14 protein-coding genes and 1 pseudogene are annotated in these 15,270 nt (G+C 52.6%); 10 read left to right on the plus strand and 5 right to left on the minus strand.

Going from position 1 to position 15,270, the window contains the following annotated elements; translation table 11 throughout:
• The 5 genes from HKD32_RS11520 to HKD32_RS11540 form a co-directional block, all read left to right on the plus strand.
• Positions 1-1,441: efflux transporter outer membrane subunit (locus HKD32_RS11520; protein WP_194258017.1), on the plus strand; the 1,441-nt coding region annotated here is incomplete at its 5' end.
• A 398-nt stretch (positions 1,442-1,839) separates the two neighbouring features.
• Positions 1,840-2,577: a hypothetical protein gene (locus tag HKD32_RS11525; RefSeq protein WP_010505688.1), complete on the plus strand. Its 738-nt coding sequence runs from the start codon at positions 1,840-1,842 to the stop codon at positions 2,575-2,577.
• Positions 2,574-3,374 (plus strand): dTMP kinase, encoded by an 801-nt coding sequence (locus tag HKD32_RS11530; RefSeq protein ID WP_194258018.1) that lies wholly within the window; start codon positions 2,574-2,576, stop codon positions 3,372-3,374. The genes HKD32_RS11525 and HKD32_RS11530 overlap by 4 nt, the downstream gene beginning before the upstream one ends.
• Complete coding sequence (locus HKD32_RS11535) at positions 3,371-4,696, plus strand: lipopolysaccharide biosynthesis protein (protein WP_194258019.1); 1,326 nt, start codon at positions 3,371-3,373, stop codon at positions 4,694-4,696. Before HKD32_RS11530 ends, HKD32_RS11535 begins: the two co-directional genes overlap by 4 nt.
• A gap of 13 nt (positions 4,697-4,709) precedes the next feature.
• Complete coding sequence (locus tag HKD32_RS11540; protein WP_194258020.1) at positions 4,710-5,534, plus strand: hypothetical protein; 825 nt, start codon at positions 4,710-4,712, stop codon at positions 5,532-5,534.
• Positions 5,535-5,666: 132 nt separating this feature from the next.
• On the opposite strand, the gene HKD32_RS11545 is transcribed toward HKD32_RS11540, so the two are convergent.
• Complete coding sequence (locus tag HKD32_RS11545) at positions 5,667-6,596, minus strand: LysR family transcriptional regulator (RefSeq protein WP_194258021.1); 930 nt, start codon at positions 6,594-6,596, stop codon at positions 5,667-5,669.
• A gap of 546 nt (positions 6,597-7,142) precedes the next feature.
• Between HKD32_RS11545 and HKD32_RS11550 the strand changes: the two genes are divergently transcribed.
• Both HKD32_RS11550 and HKD32_RS11555 read left to right on the plus strand, forming a co-directional pair.
• Entirely contained in the window at positions 7,143-8,255 is a 1,113-nt protein-coding gene (locus tag HKD32_RS11550) for an S-(hydroxymethyl)glutathione dehydrogenase/class III alcohol dehydrogenase (protein ID WP_194258022.1), read from the plus strand.
• 158 nt (positions 8,256-8,413) lie between these two features.
• Complete coding sequence (locus HKD32_RS11555) at positions 8,414-8,983, plus strand: VOC family protein (protein WP_228118986.1); 570 nt, start codon at positions 8,414-8,416, stop codon at positions 8,981-8,983.
• Between the two features lie 87 nt (positions 8,984-9,070).
• On the opposite strand, the gene HKD32_RS11560 is transcribed toward HKD32_RS11555, so the two are convergent.
• The 3 genes from HKD32_RS11560 to HKD32_RS11570 form a co-directional block, all read right to left on the minus strand.
• Positions 9,071-9,445 (minus strand): VOC family protein, encoded by a 375-nt coding sequence (locus HKD32_RS11560; RefSeq protein WP_194258023.1) that lies wholly within the window; start codon positions 9,443-9,445, stop codon positions 9,071-9,073.
• Positions 9,446-9,564: 119 nt separating this feature from the next.
• Positions 9,565-10,152 (minus strand): cysteine hydrolase family protein, encoded by a 588-nt coding sequence (locus tag HKD32_RS11565; RefSeq protein WP_194258024.1) that lies wholly within the window; start codon positions 10,150-10,152, stop codon positions 9,565-9,567.
• Between the two features lie 31 nt (positions 10,153-10,183).
• Positions 10,184-10,357, minus strand: coding sequence for a hypothetical protein (locus HKD32_RS11570; RefSeq protein WP_194258025.1), 174 nt, complete (start codon positions 10,355-10,357; stop codon positions 10,184-10,186).
• Between the two features lie 131 nt (positions 10,358-10,488).
• On the opposite strand from HKD32_RS11570, the gene HKD32_RS11575 reads away from it, so the two are divergent.
• From HKD32_RS11575 to HKD32_RS11585, 3 genes and pseudogenes are all read left to right on the plus strand, one after another.
• Positions 10,489-11,478 carry a DDE-type integrase/transposase/recombinase gene (locus HKD32_RS11575; RefSeq protein WP_194258026.1) on the plus strand — a complete coding sequence of 330 codons (990 nt, stop codon included), beginning with the start codon at positions 10,489-10,491 and terminating at the stop codon, positions 11,476-11,478.
• Positions 11,479-11,748: pseudogene (locus HKD32_RS11580) on the plus strand (IS5/IS1182 family transposase); the annotation flags it as partial.
• A gap of 356 nt (positions 11,749-12,104) precedes the next feature.
• Positions 12,105-12,965 carry a glucose 1-dehydrogenase gene (locus HKD32_RS11585; RefSeq protein ID WP_408870754.1) on the plus strand — a complete coding sequence of 287 codons (861 nt, stop codon included), beginning with the start codon at positions 12,105-12,107 and terminating at the stop codon, positions 12,963-12,965.
• A gap of 50 nt (positions 12,966-13,015) precedes the next feature.
• On the opposite strand, the gene HKD32_RS11590 is transcribed toward HKD32_RS11585, so the two are convergent.
• Positions 13,016-15,262: a xanthine dehydrogenase family protein molybdopterin-binding subunit gene (locus tag HKD32_RS11590; protein WP_194258027.1), complete on the minus strand. Its 2,247-nt coding sequence runs from the start codon at positions 15,260-15,262 to the stop codon at positions 13,016-13,018.
• Between the last annotated feature and the right edge of the window lie 8 nt (positions 15,263-15,270).

The following is a 15,270-nucleotide window of genomic DNA, read 5'->3' on the forward strand; positions in this document are numbered from 1 at the left end:
CAGGATCAAGGTGCCTGACTCTTTCGTTGAGCAGCCTCACTCGGTGACGGCAGAGGAGATTGCCCGCACGGAAGCGGACATGAAGGACTGGTGGGCGCAATTCCACGATCCTATGCTGAACGAACTGGTCGAGCAGGCGATCAAAGGGAACTACGACCTTCAGATTGCGTCCCAGCATATCGTGTCCGAGCGTGCTGTCCGTCGACAGGCGCAGGCAGCCTGGTATCCGCAGCTTGATGCGGCTATGGGCGGCGGTGATGACCGTCACTCCATCAATGTCGATAACTGGCCTGTCCGTCCAGGTACTCTTGATGCCAATGGTAATTCGGTCAATAGACCGAGCGCCTCGATTTTAACCTATGGTGCGCGTGCGAGCTGGGAAATTGATCTGTTCGGGCATATTTCCCGTCAGGTGGAAGAGCGCAAGCGGCTGGTTGAAGAGTCCATTGAAAACCGTCGCGCCATTCTGGTTTCGCTGCTGTCTGAACTGGCATCGGATTATGTATCGCTTCGCGGCGTGCAGGAGCGGTTGGCCGTTACGGAGCGCAGCATTGATGTGGCGCAGCGCTCGCGTGAATTGACGGAAAAGCTTTATACGCACGGTCTCGGCAATACACTGGCTGTAGCGCAGGCGCAGACCGAAGAGCATCTCGAACGCTCACGGCTTGCCCCTCTCCATTCGCAGGAAGAGCGACTGATCCATGCGATTTCCGTGCTTCTGGGTGAAATGCCCGGCAAGCTGGAAGAGGAGCTGGATGTTCGTAAACCGCTGCCAACGGTTCCGACGTTCCCTGCGTCCCTGCCGTCGATTGTTCTGGCCAATCGGCCCGATATTCGTGCGGCAGAGGCGCATTATGCTGCTGATACTGCGCAAGTGGGTGTAGCGGTCGCGAACCTCTATCCGAAGTTCATGATCCCGCTGACGTTCAACCCGAACGCCTCGGCGGCTTATCAGGCGTTCCAGATGGGCGGTATGGCCTGGAGCTTTATGATGATGGCGTCTTTGCCTGTCATTCATGGTGGTCGCTATACCGCCGAGATTGCTCAGGCCCGTGCAGAAGCAGAAGCCAGCCGACTGGTTTATCGCAAGACAGTGCTCAAGGCGTTCGAGGAAGTTGAAGACTCATTGGGCGACTGGCGGCATGATGATGAACTGGTCAGTCAGCTTGAAGACGCTGCCCGGGATTCCGGTCTGGCCCGTGACAGGGCTCAGAAGCTGTTTGGTGCTGGTCTGACAGGGTATCTGAATGTCCTGACCACCGAGCAGACGGCTCTGACCGCGCAGGATCAGGCCGTTGTCGGGCGCACGGCCCGCCTGCGCGATGCTATTGCACTTTATACAGCCATGGGCGCTGGCTGGCAGGGACGTCAGCTCACAGATACGCGCCTGCCAGTTGAAATCGGGAAGCAGAACGCTCTAGCGCGCGCCTTTACGGAATAATATTATGGATCACCAGCTATATGCCCCAGAATACCTCACGAGGTCAGATCTTGTTCGAAGATGGGCATGGTCTGCCATGAAGCTCGAAAAATATATCGCCAGTCATAAGTCTTTTCCAAAACCTGTCGGGTCCATTGGAAATGGGAAAATTAAAATCTGGAAGCTGTCGACTATTAAAAAGTTTGAAGCGGCGGAAAACATTTCTCCGTCTTAAGCAAGACTGTTTTCCAAGCAGGAGTATCTCAGCAGATCGTGAGAGGCTGTTTTTGCAAGATCAAAAAAAACCGAACCGTTCGGTCATGGATCTTGAAATTTATATTACAATTCGCCATAAACTACCCGGTTTCCGGAATCGGCTTGAGACCGTTTTTTGCCCCTTAAAAGGATACGTTCTGCTCATGATGTTCGGTAGCCGACAGTTTCCACTGCGCCCTGCTGCTCCATTAATTGCGGTCGTAGGCGCAGATGGGAGCGGAAAATCGACTGTCGGTTCCGCGCTGCTGGCATGGATGTCTGAACAATATCCAACCCGCCTTTGCCATCTTGGAAAACAGACCGGAAACTGGGGACGCTGGATTGCCAGAATTCCAGTTTTGGGAAAACGGGTGGATCAGAAAATTGTGCGAAAGTCGTCTTCTGTCCGGACAGAGAAAGGCTCTGGAGCCTTCACATCCATCGTTATTTTTACGCTCTCCATGCGTCGCCTGGCTCGCTTTTTGAAAATGCGTTTCTGGCGTATCCGAGGCTATGCCATTGTGACAGATCGCTATCCACAGGCCAGTATTCCGGGGCCCATGGATGGGCCGGGACTTGTGGCCCGTCAGCCTCGGAGTTGGATGGCTCGTTGGCTAACCCGAATTGAGCAGAAGATCTATGACTGGATGGCAGACTATCCTCCGGATCTAGTCATTCGCCTGCATGTTGATCTCCCGACAGCCCTGATCCGCAAACCCGATCACCGTCCAGCTTCTCTGGAACGAAAAATCAACGATGTTCCTCTCCTGATATTTCCAGGCTCACCAGTGCTGGACCTCAATTCCGCAGATCCTCTGGAAAGCATTCTTGAGCAGGCAAAAATCGCAATCGCCCCGATCCTTCGGAAAGCGTCACCTGAACACAGGATATCGGCGTCATGACCGTCCTTACAGATTGTTCTCATCATCCGGCCTCTCTTCAGGCTCCCGCAAAAAATATTCTGCGTATTCCCCGATATCGTGGGAAATTGATTGCTTTTGTCGGATCTGATGGCAGCGGAAAAACGACATTAACGTCCCACCTCAGCATCGAACTAGCCCAGGATCGTCCAACAACCTACGTTTATCTGGGCCTTGGATCCGGAGATTTGGGACGCCGTATCGGGCAATTGCCTGTCATCGGTCACATGCTGGAAAAAAAACTCAGTAAAAAAGCCAAAACGACACGGACACAGGGAGAAAAAATCCCTGGCTCCCTGACAGCGCTTGTTGTTTATGCCTTCTCGCTAAAGCGTTACTTTAATCACCTGAAGATGCAAAATGCGCTCCGTGCTGGCCTGACTGTTGTGACGGATCGCTATCCACAAGCCGAAATTGCCGGAACATGTGACGGGCCTGGTCTGTCTGCCGCGCAGCCAGGTAATTTCTTTGTCGCATGGCTCAGGAAATCTGAGGCAAGCCTGTACCAGCGAATGGCGGAGCATCACCCTGATCTGATTATCCGTCTGGATGTCTCGCCGCAGGTTGCCCATCAGCGGAAACCGGATCACGATCTGGAGCTTCTGCAGACCAAATCCGAAATCATGAAACAGCTAAGATTTGGTGGAGCCCGGATGGTCAGTATTGATGCCTCTGCCCCATTTCAGACCGTCTGGACGCAGGTCGTGCACGAAATACAGCCGTTTTTCGCAAGTCATTTTTCGCATGTAGAGACTGGATATACTGTCCAATCCTCATGATTTTCAAAAATTCTGATCAGGTGTTTCGGAGCATTCTTAAAAATGCGGGATCACTAGGTACTGCGAAAATTCTAGGGGCGCTCATCAGTTTGTGCGCACTGATCTGCGCTAGTCGGACCTTAACACCGGCTCAGTTTGGAACGCTGACACTGATCCACACTTTTGCGATTGGTGTAGGTGCACTGACAAAATTCCAAAGCTGGCAAATGATCCTGAAATTTGGGGCACGCCCCCTTGAGTTGGGAGATAGGTCAGCTGCCCAGTACGCGATCCAGTTTGCCATTGCGCTTGATATTACCTCGGGTTTTCTCGGCGCGCTGGCAGGCGTTGTCGCTCTGATCTTCTTTGGAGAGTTTTGCGGTATCGAGCCAGCGTATCGTCTCGATGCGATATTCTATTGCACTCTCATACCGACCATGACGGCTGCCGCTCCGACAGGAATTCTACGACTGTTTGATCGATTTGACCTGATCTCCAGACAACAGATTATCACCCCAACCCTAAGGGGGCTGGGGGCACTGGCCAGTTGGATGACAGGAGGAGCGATCGTCTCTTTTCTGATCACATGGTATATGGCTGATCTGATCGGAGATCTGGTTTTATGGGGACTGTCCGTCCGCGAACTCCGTAGAAAAGATCTGTTAAACGCGTTGAGGCCAAGCCTTCTTCAAGCCCCAAAAAAACTTCCCGGTGTGTGGAAATTTGTTTGGTTGACCAATCTCAATACGACTCTTGATGCCTGCTGGTCACCTGTCGGAAATCTGATTGTTGGTAATTTTCTAGGGGCAGTACAGGCTGGACGCTACAAAATTGCCACGACCCTTCTGGAGTCCGCGGTCAAACCGGCACGTTTTCTGGAGAAAGGGTTCTATCCGGAAATCATGCGATTGGATCCGAGCAGTACACATCCCTGGCGTCTGGCTCTTAAAGCAGGCGGATTATCCGCAGCCATTGGAGCTGCCCTGACAGGTATCGTGTGGTTGGGGGGACGTCCCTTGATCGGACTATTTGGCCATCATTATCGCAGCGCAGCAGATGTGATGATGATTATGGCGCCGGCACTGATCATTTCTATGGGCGCATTCCCCTTGGAATCCCTGCTGTATATGACTGGCCGCGCTCATAGAGTTCTGCTCTCTCAAATTGCATCGGTTCTTCTCTATCTCACTCTTCTCGTTTTTCTGTTGCCGCGTTCTGGCCTGCGGGGCGCAGCATGGGCGTATGTTATCGGAATTTGTAGCCTGCACCTTTTCTGCGCTGCGTTTGCAGTCACGGCCTTTCGGAAGCGCCAGAAGACTTCAACGTCACACTCTCACGTATAAGAAAAAATCTCTGATGATTAATCTCGAAAAGCCCCGTTATGATCACGTCTTTCTGGATCAGTTGTTTCAGAATATATTGGAAGATGATATTTCTTCTCCGGGGGCCAGGTATCCAGGTGGTAACTATTTTCAATATCCAGAGCACCTGAGTGTCTCGGGATACAGGATTTGCTGGCAACTCTTAAACGACGGGGTTGATATAAAGAACTTTCGTTTTCTGGTGCTCAATATCCTTTTAAAAGGTGGTACAGAGTCTGTCGAACAGCGCCAGAATTTCAAATATGTACGCGCACGCTTCAAACATCTACGCTTCGCTTGTGCAAATTTTGATCGGCGCCATCGGTATCCCTGGTCTCTCAATTTAGTCACCAGTTTGATGGGGCATATGCAGGATGCCTTTAAAAATCGGCAAATAGCACGAACCAGGATTTTCGGGACGATTTTATTCCTGACAATACTTCCAGCGTTTTATACACTTGTTCGATTTCAGATGAGAAGCTTTCTACCGGACAGCAACAAAAATATGATTGCTTACCATCAACGGGAAAACGCGAAAATCGATAGTATCGTTAGAAAGGAAAAAATTACGGCACAGGACTTTCATGATTTGAGAAAGATCATCAGCCGTCGTGTTGCTTTCAATGATACATTCCGCGTTCTTCATTCAAGCCATTATCTCGATAAAATCTCGCTCTATCTTGCTGATATCAACGGAGAAATGGGCGATTATCACGATCGCCTTGTAGAAAAAAATATTTCTAAACCAGGATCATACAAAGAAAATATTTTTATACTGGATAAAAAATTAATAAATAAAATTGTTCATCTGATTCGGTAGTAAAGTGCATTAGTCAGATATGCTATTTTCCATAGAAAATAATCATTTGCGTTTTGCCAACATTTCTCACATTAGGACTATTATAAAACTGGTCTGCCGTAACGTATTGGCCAGGTCGCTCAAACATATTTTCTAAGGGATTTGAGCCATTTTCCACAAAGTCTCCCGTATCCAGCAGTGCGCCTGATCGTCTCCATAAGATCCATGCCAGATCATGTCGATCCTGACGTCTGCAAGTGCCACAGGAGGCGGACTGGTTGTGAGATTGAAGATCTTCGCCAGCATTTGCGCAGGACGGCTGTGCATAGTTGCTATCACGGGGGCCTGCACCAGCAAAGGAGCAACGCTCATAAATCTTGGCGTTGTCAGGACAACTGAGCGGCTCAGTCCTAAGAACGCCAGGGCCTTATCAACCACGCCGTTTTCTCCGGGCCGTAAGCTTGTCAGAAGATGTGGGAATTTAAGAAAATCGTCGAGAGAGAGGGGTGTTTGTAATTTGGTAATATTAGAATTGAAGAGGACCAGATATTCGTCTCGCATTAAAAGACGGCTTTTATGATGGGTTTGCGCACCACTAAAAGGCCCGATACCGATCGCTAGATCGATTTTATTTTCATCAAGAGCATTGAGGACGGATTCAGGATCGACGTTATGTAGGCGTAGGCGAATTCCCGGTGCCTTTTCGTGAAGGAATGCCAGAAATCGAGGCATCAGAAGCATTTCTATACTGTCTGGGATTGCAATCCTGAAAAGACGTTCGGCTGTGGTTGGGTCAAATGGTGTCTCACGTCCCAACAAGGCCTGAAGCCCACCGAGGGCTTCTCGCACTGGCAGACGAAGTGCTTCCGCGCGTGGAGTCCGTCGCATGCCGCCAGCATGTCGTGTTAACAGTTCATCCCCAAATAAAGTTCTAAGACGCCCTAAATTATGGCTCATGGCAGATTGGCCTATCCCCATCAGTTTTCCGGCTTTTGTCACACTTCCCGTATCCAGAAGAGCATCCAGAGCAATCAGAAGGTTCAGATCAAGCCCGGCCAGATTGATATGATCGATACCCACCATTAACCTCATTTGTTTGTTTAATTCTCAATGTCCTCTTATCTTTTTGCAATGTCTCTAAGACAGATAAGTGCCAGTTAATCAAAAGGGGAGGGAGGACATCGGGCCGGGAATGAAAGCGATGCGGTTCCTGCATCTCAGGCTGAAGCTGCTTAGTCTAGCAGGATCCGACCTGAGCCATGGAGATGCCATGAACATTTGGTCATGATCCGGAACTACAAACTGTGCGCTTTAAGCGTCTTATAAAGTTATGCTTGAAGAAGTAGATATCGTTGCTCTGACCACAGTATCACCATATTCCCTTGTGTCATAGCGCGACAGTCTGGGTCATCGTACATGCTGTTGGAAAGTAAAGTTTGCACAGAGTGTCCTGTGCGGTAGCAAATGAAATCAATGCCTTTACAATCGCAACAGTCCAGGAAGCAGATACAGAAAATGTTTTCGTGGGGAAATAATCGATGCCGAAAGTAATCTCCGATATATAACCTGAATACTTATCCATCAATATCAATAAAATGACGAACCGTTGAATACTTTGAGGACAGAAAAATGAAATCACGTGCTGCTGTCGCTTTTGAAGCAGGAAAGCCGCTTGAAATTGTTGAAATTGATGTCGCGCCGCCGCGTAAAGGAGAGGTTCTCATTCGGATAACGAATACTGGTGTTTGTCATACAGATGCATTCACACTGTCAGGCAACGATCCGGAAGGGCTTTTTCCAGTCGTGCTAGGGCACGAGGGGGCTGGCATCGTTATCGAAGTTGGCGAAGGTGTAACAAGTGTCGTCCCGGGAGATCATGTGATCCCGCTTTACACGGCGGAATGCGGAAAATGTGAATTTTGTTTGTCCGGGAAAACCAATCTTTGCATTGCTGTTCGCGAAACTCAGGGGAAAGGTGTAATGCCGGATGGTACAACGCGTTTTTCTTATAATGGTCAACCGCTTTATCATTATATGGGTTGCTCGACGTTCAGTGAATATACGGTCGTTGCCGAAGTCTCGTTGGCGAAAATCAACCCTGAGGCCAATCCTGAACATGTCTGCCTTTTAGGGTGCGGTGTCACGACGGGGATTGGTGCGGTCCATAATACCGCCAAGGTTCAGCCGGGAGATTCCGTTGCTATCTTCGGCCTTGGCGGTATCGGTCTTGCAGTTGTTCAAGGGGCAAGGCAGGCAAAAGCAGGACGCATTATTGCCATTGACACCAATCCGGAAAAATTTGCGTTAGCACGCCAGTTTGGCGCTACGGACTGCTTGAATCCTAAAGATTTCAATAAACCCATTCAGGAGGTTCTGATCGAAATGAGTGGCTGGGGTATTGATCATACGTTCGAGTGTATTGGCAATGTCCATGTCATGCGCTCAGCCCTGGAAGCTGCGCATCGTGGATGGGGACAGTCTATTGTTATTGGTGTTGCCGGAGCGGGGCAGGAGATCTCGACACGTCCGTTTCAACTGGTCACAGGACGTGTCTGGAAAGGCTCTGCTTTCGGCGGTGTCAAAGGTCGTTCCCAACTTCCGACTATGGTCGAAGAGGCGATGAAGGGGGACATTGAGCTTGCTCCCTTTGTGACCCATACCATGCATCTGAACCAGATTAACGAGGCTTTTGACCTCATGCATGCAGGAAAATCTATTCGGTCGGTTATCCACTTCCACTGAGAGCGTTGAATTAAAATCAGACGATGAGGTACAGAAAAAACTGCCATTCTTGTTGTCCAATGGGCGTCTGCAAAAACGGACATAACTGGCGAAGCTGCTTGACCGCTGCTGCTGGTGTCAGCAAAGTCGTGTTTGCCTAAAAAGACAGCGATGCAGGTATGGTGATAACCTGTGGTCTCTCTGGAGAGACAGTCACGCTTGAGCGAATAAACGCGCTCTTGGCCATGGCCGGACACGACGAGGATAGGCCTCGCCCGTGGCCGGTCGTCGTTGTCCAGATTGCGATCGGCTCGTGTCCGTCTCACCGACGGAAAGACACAGTCATGAAGCTGAACCATATCAACCTCTACAGCCACGATACTGAGGCTGATCGCGTGATGTTCGAACAGTATTTCGGCCTGCGCACTCTCGTTGTCCGTGGGATCAAAATGGCCGTCCTGCAGGACAATGATGGGCTGGTGCTGATCGTCAATCATTTCGACAACAAGCTCGAAGGCTTCGATTATCCCAGGCAATTCGACATCCTGCACATTGGTTTCATCCAAAAGTCCCGCGAAGACGTCGATGCTCTCTATGAGCGCCTAAGCGCCGATGGCTGGGAGGTGCGGGCTCCACGCAACGTACATGGCGCGTGGTCCTTCTACTTGCGAACGAAGGGTGGTTATTTCATCGAAGTGACGACATTAACGCCGGTTCGCCCCGAAGAAGCATATCAGGGAGCCCCATGATAATACTGGGCACGAGAGGTTGAGCAATTGGCCGAGCTTCATCAACGATACGGATCATACGTCTCTTAGCACCTCAAAGTCGGTGAACTAGGTGGTGGTCTGGGTACGAGCCGTAAGCTTGTTTCCATCTGGATCGCGAAGGTAAGCAACGAATGCTCCGTTTGGGCGCTCAATGGGCGGGCTTTCTATGCTGGTTCCGCCATGGGCGATACCGGCGTCATGCCACGCAACAACATGGCTGGGACTGGCGGCGGCAATGCCAATGGTCCCGCCATTGGCAGCCGTCGCGGGCTCTCCGTTGATCGGCGTTGTGATCATCAACCGTCCCCCATTGTGTCTGTAGATGAGACGTCCTCTGGAATCCATTTCGCCAGGGACGCCTCCTAAGGCGGCAAATGTTGCGTCATAGAAAGATCTCGCCCGTTCGAGGTCATTGCTGCCAATCATCACGTGGGTGAACATGACTCTACTCCTGAACTGAAAACAACAGAATATCCGATATCAGTACAGATACTCAGCATCTAATACGTTCTATACCCAAATTATTTCTCACTCTTAAGTCGATCTTATCACCGATCGATTTATGATAGATCCCTGATGACTGTCTCCGAAGTTACGACCGACCCAATCGGCGGAATGAGTTTTTCCATAAGAAACGCTTGCATGTTTGCATCACCGTCCGCACAAGCATCCTCTACGACAACGACATTGTAATCCAGATCAAAAGCCTGCCGAAAAGTTGAGAGTACTACACCGGAGGTTGTAACACCCGCCAGAAGGACTGTTTGAATTCCTTTGGCTCGCAGAATCATATCAAGATCGGTACCGCTAAAAGCGCCTATCCGATGCTTGATAATGACAGGCTCCTGTTCGTGTGGTGCAAGAGAAGCATCAATTTGCATCTCGTCGCTGCCCGGTGTGATCAGTCCATTGTCTCGCAGCCAGGAAAACATCGCGTTCCGATCGCTTATTTCGGGATAACCCGACCGAAACGAGACCATGACATGAACAACTGGTAACCTAGCATGCCGTGCAGCTTTCAGGATATGTGCAGCTGTCGAAACGACTTGGGACGCAATTTCGGGTGACATAAAATTCTTGAGAACAAACCCCTGGAAATCCATCAGGATCAATGCAGATGTTTGCGGCTCCAGCGTCAAGTTCGTCATGAGAGTCTCCTCATAGGATAGAATTGAAAAATCAGTGCCTTTGGGGCGGCAGGCGCAGAACAAACCAGTTTCCTGTGGCTCCCAGAGCCAACAGGATGCTTGTTCCCAGGAAAACTGCGCGCATACCGATCTGCCCACCAATAAAGCCACCAAGTAGCGGTTCGGCGACCTGTCCTGCATATTGTGCAGAAATTGCCGCCCCCATGATGCTTCCAACTCTGTGATCTGGAACATTGTGCCTAGCTGTCAGGTTGTGAGACGTCATTGGGACAGCGTATCGTGGGCTATTGCCGCTTACGCCCCCTGGTTTGACGTTGAACGCCGGAGTGATTGTTAATGCATCAGATCCATCCGCAAGCCCGCACCACACCTGTCGTCCGGGCCGAAATCGCACGCTCGATGGAAGGGACCGGGGTGTTGGCGCGACGCTTCGGCGTCAGCGACGAGACGGTGCGCAAATGGCGCAGGCGTGGAGCCGAGGGATGCACGGATCGAAGCAGTAAGCCCCGGTTACTGGCCTGGAAAACGACCGAGGAAGAACGCGCGATTGTCTGCCATCTTCGTCGCGCCACCGAATTCGGGCTCGATGACCTGACGTTCGTGCTGCGGCACTTCCTGCCTCACCTCAACAGAGATAGCGTCTGGCGTATTCTTAAGGACGCAGGGCTCAACCGACGGCCGCCGAAGGAGAAAATTTGTCCCGTGCGCGGCGACGGCACATTCCGGGACTACGACCTGGGCTATGTCCATATCGACGTGAAGCATCTGCCGAAGCTGCAAACCAAAGATGGCGAGGCCCGTAAACGCTTCCTGTATGTCGCGATCGACCGCTGCTCACGTTTCGTGCATCTGGCCGTCTACGACGCCGAGAATGCTGCCAATGCCGTCGATTTTCTAAAGACCGTCAAAACCGCCTTTCCTTTCCGGATCACGCATATCCTGACCGACCGAGGCTCGTGCTTCACTACAGACGCCTTCGAGAAAGCCTGTCAGAATGTCGATCGTCGGCGAACCAGAGCGTATTCCCCTCAGACGAACGGTATGGTCGAGCGGTTCAACGGTCGCATCGCAACCGAGGTTCTGCCGATCAACGTCGCACACCACACGGATCTCGAAGTCCTGCTGCATGGGTTCAATCACGCCTATAACCTGCGCCGACAGCGAGTTCTGGGCGGCCTTTCGCCTACCGCCAAAGTCGCCGAGCGCCTCAGGCAGAGACCACGTCTGCGTAATCTAAGCTATAAAACTATGACAGAAGTCAGTATCATGAACGACGTCGACCGTATCATGGTTTACGCCAATGACGTCTCACAACCTGACAGCTAAGACTTCATGGAAAAGCAGGGCTTTGTCTCAAAGGTTCACAGGAAGAAGCCGCATCTCAAACCCATGCCACTCCATATCCAGCGGTCCAATGCAGGAAAGTCCGTGATCCGATCCCGCGTCGAGCATGTCTTTGCCGATCAGAAATCGCAGACGGGACTGTTCGTCCGAACTGTCGGTATCACCCGGGCCACCATGAGGATCGGCCTGGCCAATATCGTCTACAACATGCGCCGCTTTCTCTTCCTGCAGCGGATCAGCACCACAGCGTAGCTCTCAAGCGGATAACAGCCCCCAATCTGCTCAAAACGCAGACCGGATGCCATCGCAAAAACCGTCAATCAAGTCGCCAAAAGCCAGAAATCACGGGCCACGTACATCAACTAACGGTTCTTCGATCCCTCCAGATCCGGGTCCCGCATATCCTCCGGTGGTCCGTTTTCGACGAGCCCATCAGGCTCAGGCATACCTTTCACGCATTAAAATAAAAACGCAACTGTAATGCTAGCGTATATCTGTGTCCGTTTCATGTATCACCCCCGTTAGGCAACACTTGGCTGCCCTGGCAGTTGAACATGGCAGACGTGTTTTCTTCGGAAAACACCAGACCCCTTTTGGAGTGGTGTTTCATGCCTGATCATATTCTTCCCCAATCTCAGGATCATCAACCCGGCCTAGAAGGCCTGATGCAGCCCAAGGCCATTCACATCCGGCCTGATTATCGTGGCAGCGGTAAGCTTGAGGGCAAAAAGGCTCTCATTAGCGGAGGTGACAGTGGGATCGGGCGTGCTGCGGCCATCCATTTTGCCCGTGAAGGTGCTGATGTCGCGATCCTTTATCTGGAAGAGCACGAAGATGCACAGGAGACTGTGCGTCTCATTGAGCAGGAGGGCCGCAAGGGACTGGCCATTGCCGGTGATGTCTCTTCAAGTCAGGTCTGCAATGATGCCGTTGCCCGTGTAGTGGACGCGTTTGGAGGTCTGGATATTCTCGTTAACAACGCGGGTGTCCAGATTGTCGAGGAAGATGTTGAAGCCATATCCGACGAAGAATGGCAGCGTCATATGGACACCAACATCAACGGCTATTTCTATCTGGTTCGTGCCGCCCTTCCGCATTTTGGAAAGGGAAGTGCGGTTATCAATACGTCGTCCATCAATGCCTTTACTGGAAACAAGGCGCTTCTGGCGTATTCGACGACCAAGGCTGCCGAAATGGGGTTCACACGCGCTCTGGCGTTACAACTGGTTTCCAAGGGTATTCGCGTGAACGCCGTAGCTCCGGGCCCGGTCTGGACGCCGCTTCAGCCCGCAAGCTGGGGTGTTATTGATCCGCAGGCAGTGGCTGATCTCGGAAAAGATACGCCCATGGGACGGTGTGGTGATCCCGCGGAGCTCGGACCGGCTTATGTCTATCTGGCGAGCGAAGATGGATCTTTCATGACCGGACAGACATTGCATGTGAATGGCGGGATGATCGTCAACGGCTAATTGTCTTTGCTGTCTTCTTTGGTCCGGATGGACCAAGGAAGATTCAGGCATCAGCTGCCCGACATAATGGGCAGATTGCGGTGACGCTGGCCTGTCGCATGGAAGATGGCGTTGGCGATGGCCGCGGCTGTTCCGCATATCCCGATTTCACCCACGCCTTTGACCCCGAGCGGGCTGACTTCCTTGTCTTTTTCCTCGACGAAAAGGACGTCCATGTCCGGAATGTCGGCGTGGGCCGGGATGTGATACTCGGAAAAATTATGGTTCATGAAGCGGCCGACGCGTTCGTCCATCAGGGACTCTTCGTGAAGCGCCATGCCTGTTGCCATGACCATGGCGCCGCGGACCTGACTGGCGGCGGTCTTAGGGTTCATGATGCGACCGGCGGCGACGGCATTGACCAGCCGCTTCACACGCACGATACCGAGTTCCTCATCCACGCGGACTTCGCAGAAAACGGCACTGTGGGTGAAACGGGCCTTTCTCATCTGGCTGATGGTCCCACGAAGCCCCGGCTTCGCGGTTTCTTCGACTTCAAGCTTTTCCTGTCCCGTTAGAGACATCGCTTCGGACAGGGGCAGCCTTAGGGTCTCGTTCCCCTCCGCACCTTGGAGGAACCCGTCCTGCAGAACTGTAGTGTTGTTCGACAACCCTTCTGTCAGCCAGGCGGAGATGTTTCCGCTTTTCCCCAGCAATTTGAAAAGCTTTTCGCGCAGGCTCTGACAGGCAAGCCAGACCGCAGCTCCAGCTGAGGCGGCTGTCCATGAACCACCCTCAGTCGGACATTCCGGAAGAGTTGAATCGCCAAGTTCGATATCAATCATCTCGATAGGGATGCCGAACGCTTCCGACGCCGTCTGGGCCAGAATTGTGTAGGTCCCGGTTCCGATGTCGGAGGCGGCGGTTGCGATATGCAGACGTCCATCGCCAGTCAGTGTGGCGCGGGCCGATGTAGGGGAGAACATTGCGTCCCAGATACCTGTTGCCATGCCCCAGCCGATCAGTTCCCTGCCTTCCCGCATGCTTTTCGGTGCCATTGGTCGGTTTTGCCAGCCAAAGCACTCTGCGCCCTCATGCATGGCCTTTTTCAATGCCTTGCTGGTCAACGGCATGTCATGCATGGCGTCGATGTCGGAATAGTTGTGCAGGCGGAAGGCCAGCGGGTCCATGTTGCAGGCATAGGCCATTTCATCGATGGCCATCTCAAAGAGATTGACGCCTGTAGCAGCTCCGGGGGCGCGCATGTCACTGGAGGTATAGGTGTCACGTGGAGCGACTTTGTAATCGGCCGTGGCGTTGAGGCATTTGTAGTTGATCAGCCCCCAGATCACGAGATTTTCCATGTTGTGCTCAAAGCGCGACGTGTCTGTCACGCCATCGACGACCATGGACTGCAACGTGCCATCCGGCTGGGCGCCGAGGGCGATGTCCATGACGGCTTCCGGACGGAAGACATGAGTGAACATCTGCGGCCGCGTCAGGGTGATCCGGACCGAGCGCTTCAACATTTTTGCGCTCAGCGTTGCGAGGAAGACGTTGTGGTGGGCGCGCAGGCCGGAGCCGAATGCCCCGCCGACATAGGGATTGCGCACGCGGACCTGATCTTTGGAAAGGGACAGGGCGCTCGTCAGATAGGCCTGTACGGCCTGCGGACCCTGTGTCTTGTCCCAGACCGTGAAGCTGCCGTCCTCCTCGACGATAACGGTCGTGGCGTGCATTTCCATGGGATTGTGATGCTCGGGAGCGAGGTGATAGCGTCCTTCGATCTTGATCGGGCTGAGGGCATAGGCCTCGGCAGCGTTCCCGCGTGATTTCGGCGGCACGTAATTGCTGCGGGTTTTGCCGGGCATGTATTTCTGGTGCAGGGATGCTTCGAAATCCGCATTATGCGGCCAGCGTTCGTAATCCACTTCGAGACGCATGGCGGCTTCACGGGCGGCTTCGAATGTCTCTGCGAGGACAACGGCGACGGGCTGGCCATTGAAGCTGATTTCCGCGTCATGGAGTGGTCTGTAGGGAGAGCCGGGGACGCCCAGACCATCCATGTAGGATTTTTCAAAAAGCGCGCTGTGGGGGCGGTTGAGATGCGTCATGACCTCCACTACGCCTGGCACCGCGCGGGCGGCTTCGTCGCGGATCGCCTCGATCCGGCCACGGGCGATGGGGCTGTTGACGATGAAGCCGTACAGCATGCCGGCAGGATGCGGTTCGGCGGCGTAGCGGGCCTGTCCCGTCACCTTGGCGATGCTATCGATCCGGGAGACGGGCTGTCCGATTTTTGCTGAATGGAGGGTCATACCCGGGT

Source organism: Gluconobacter japonicus, assembly GCF_015244665.1.
In the GTDB taxonomy this organism is placed as follows: domain Bacteria; phylum Pseudomonadota; class Alphaproteobacteria; order Acetobacterales; family Acetobacteraceae; genus Gluconobacter; species Gluconobacter japonicus.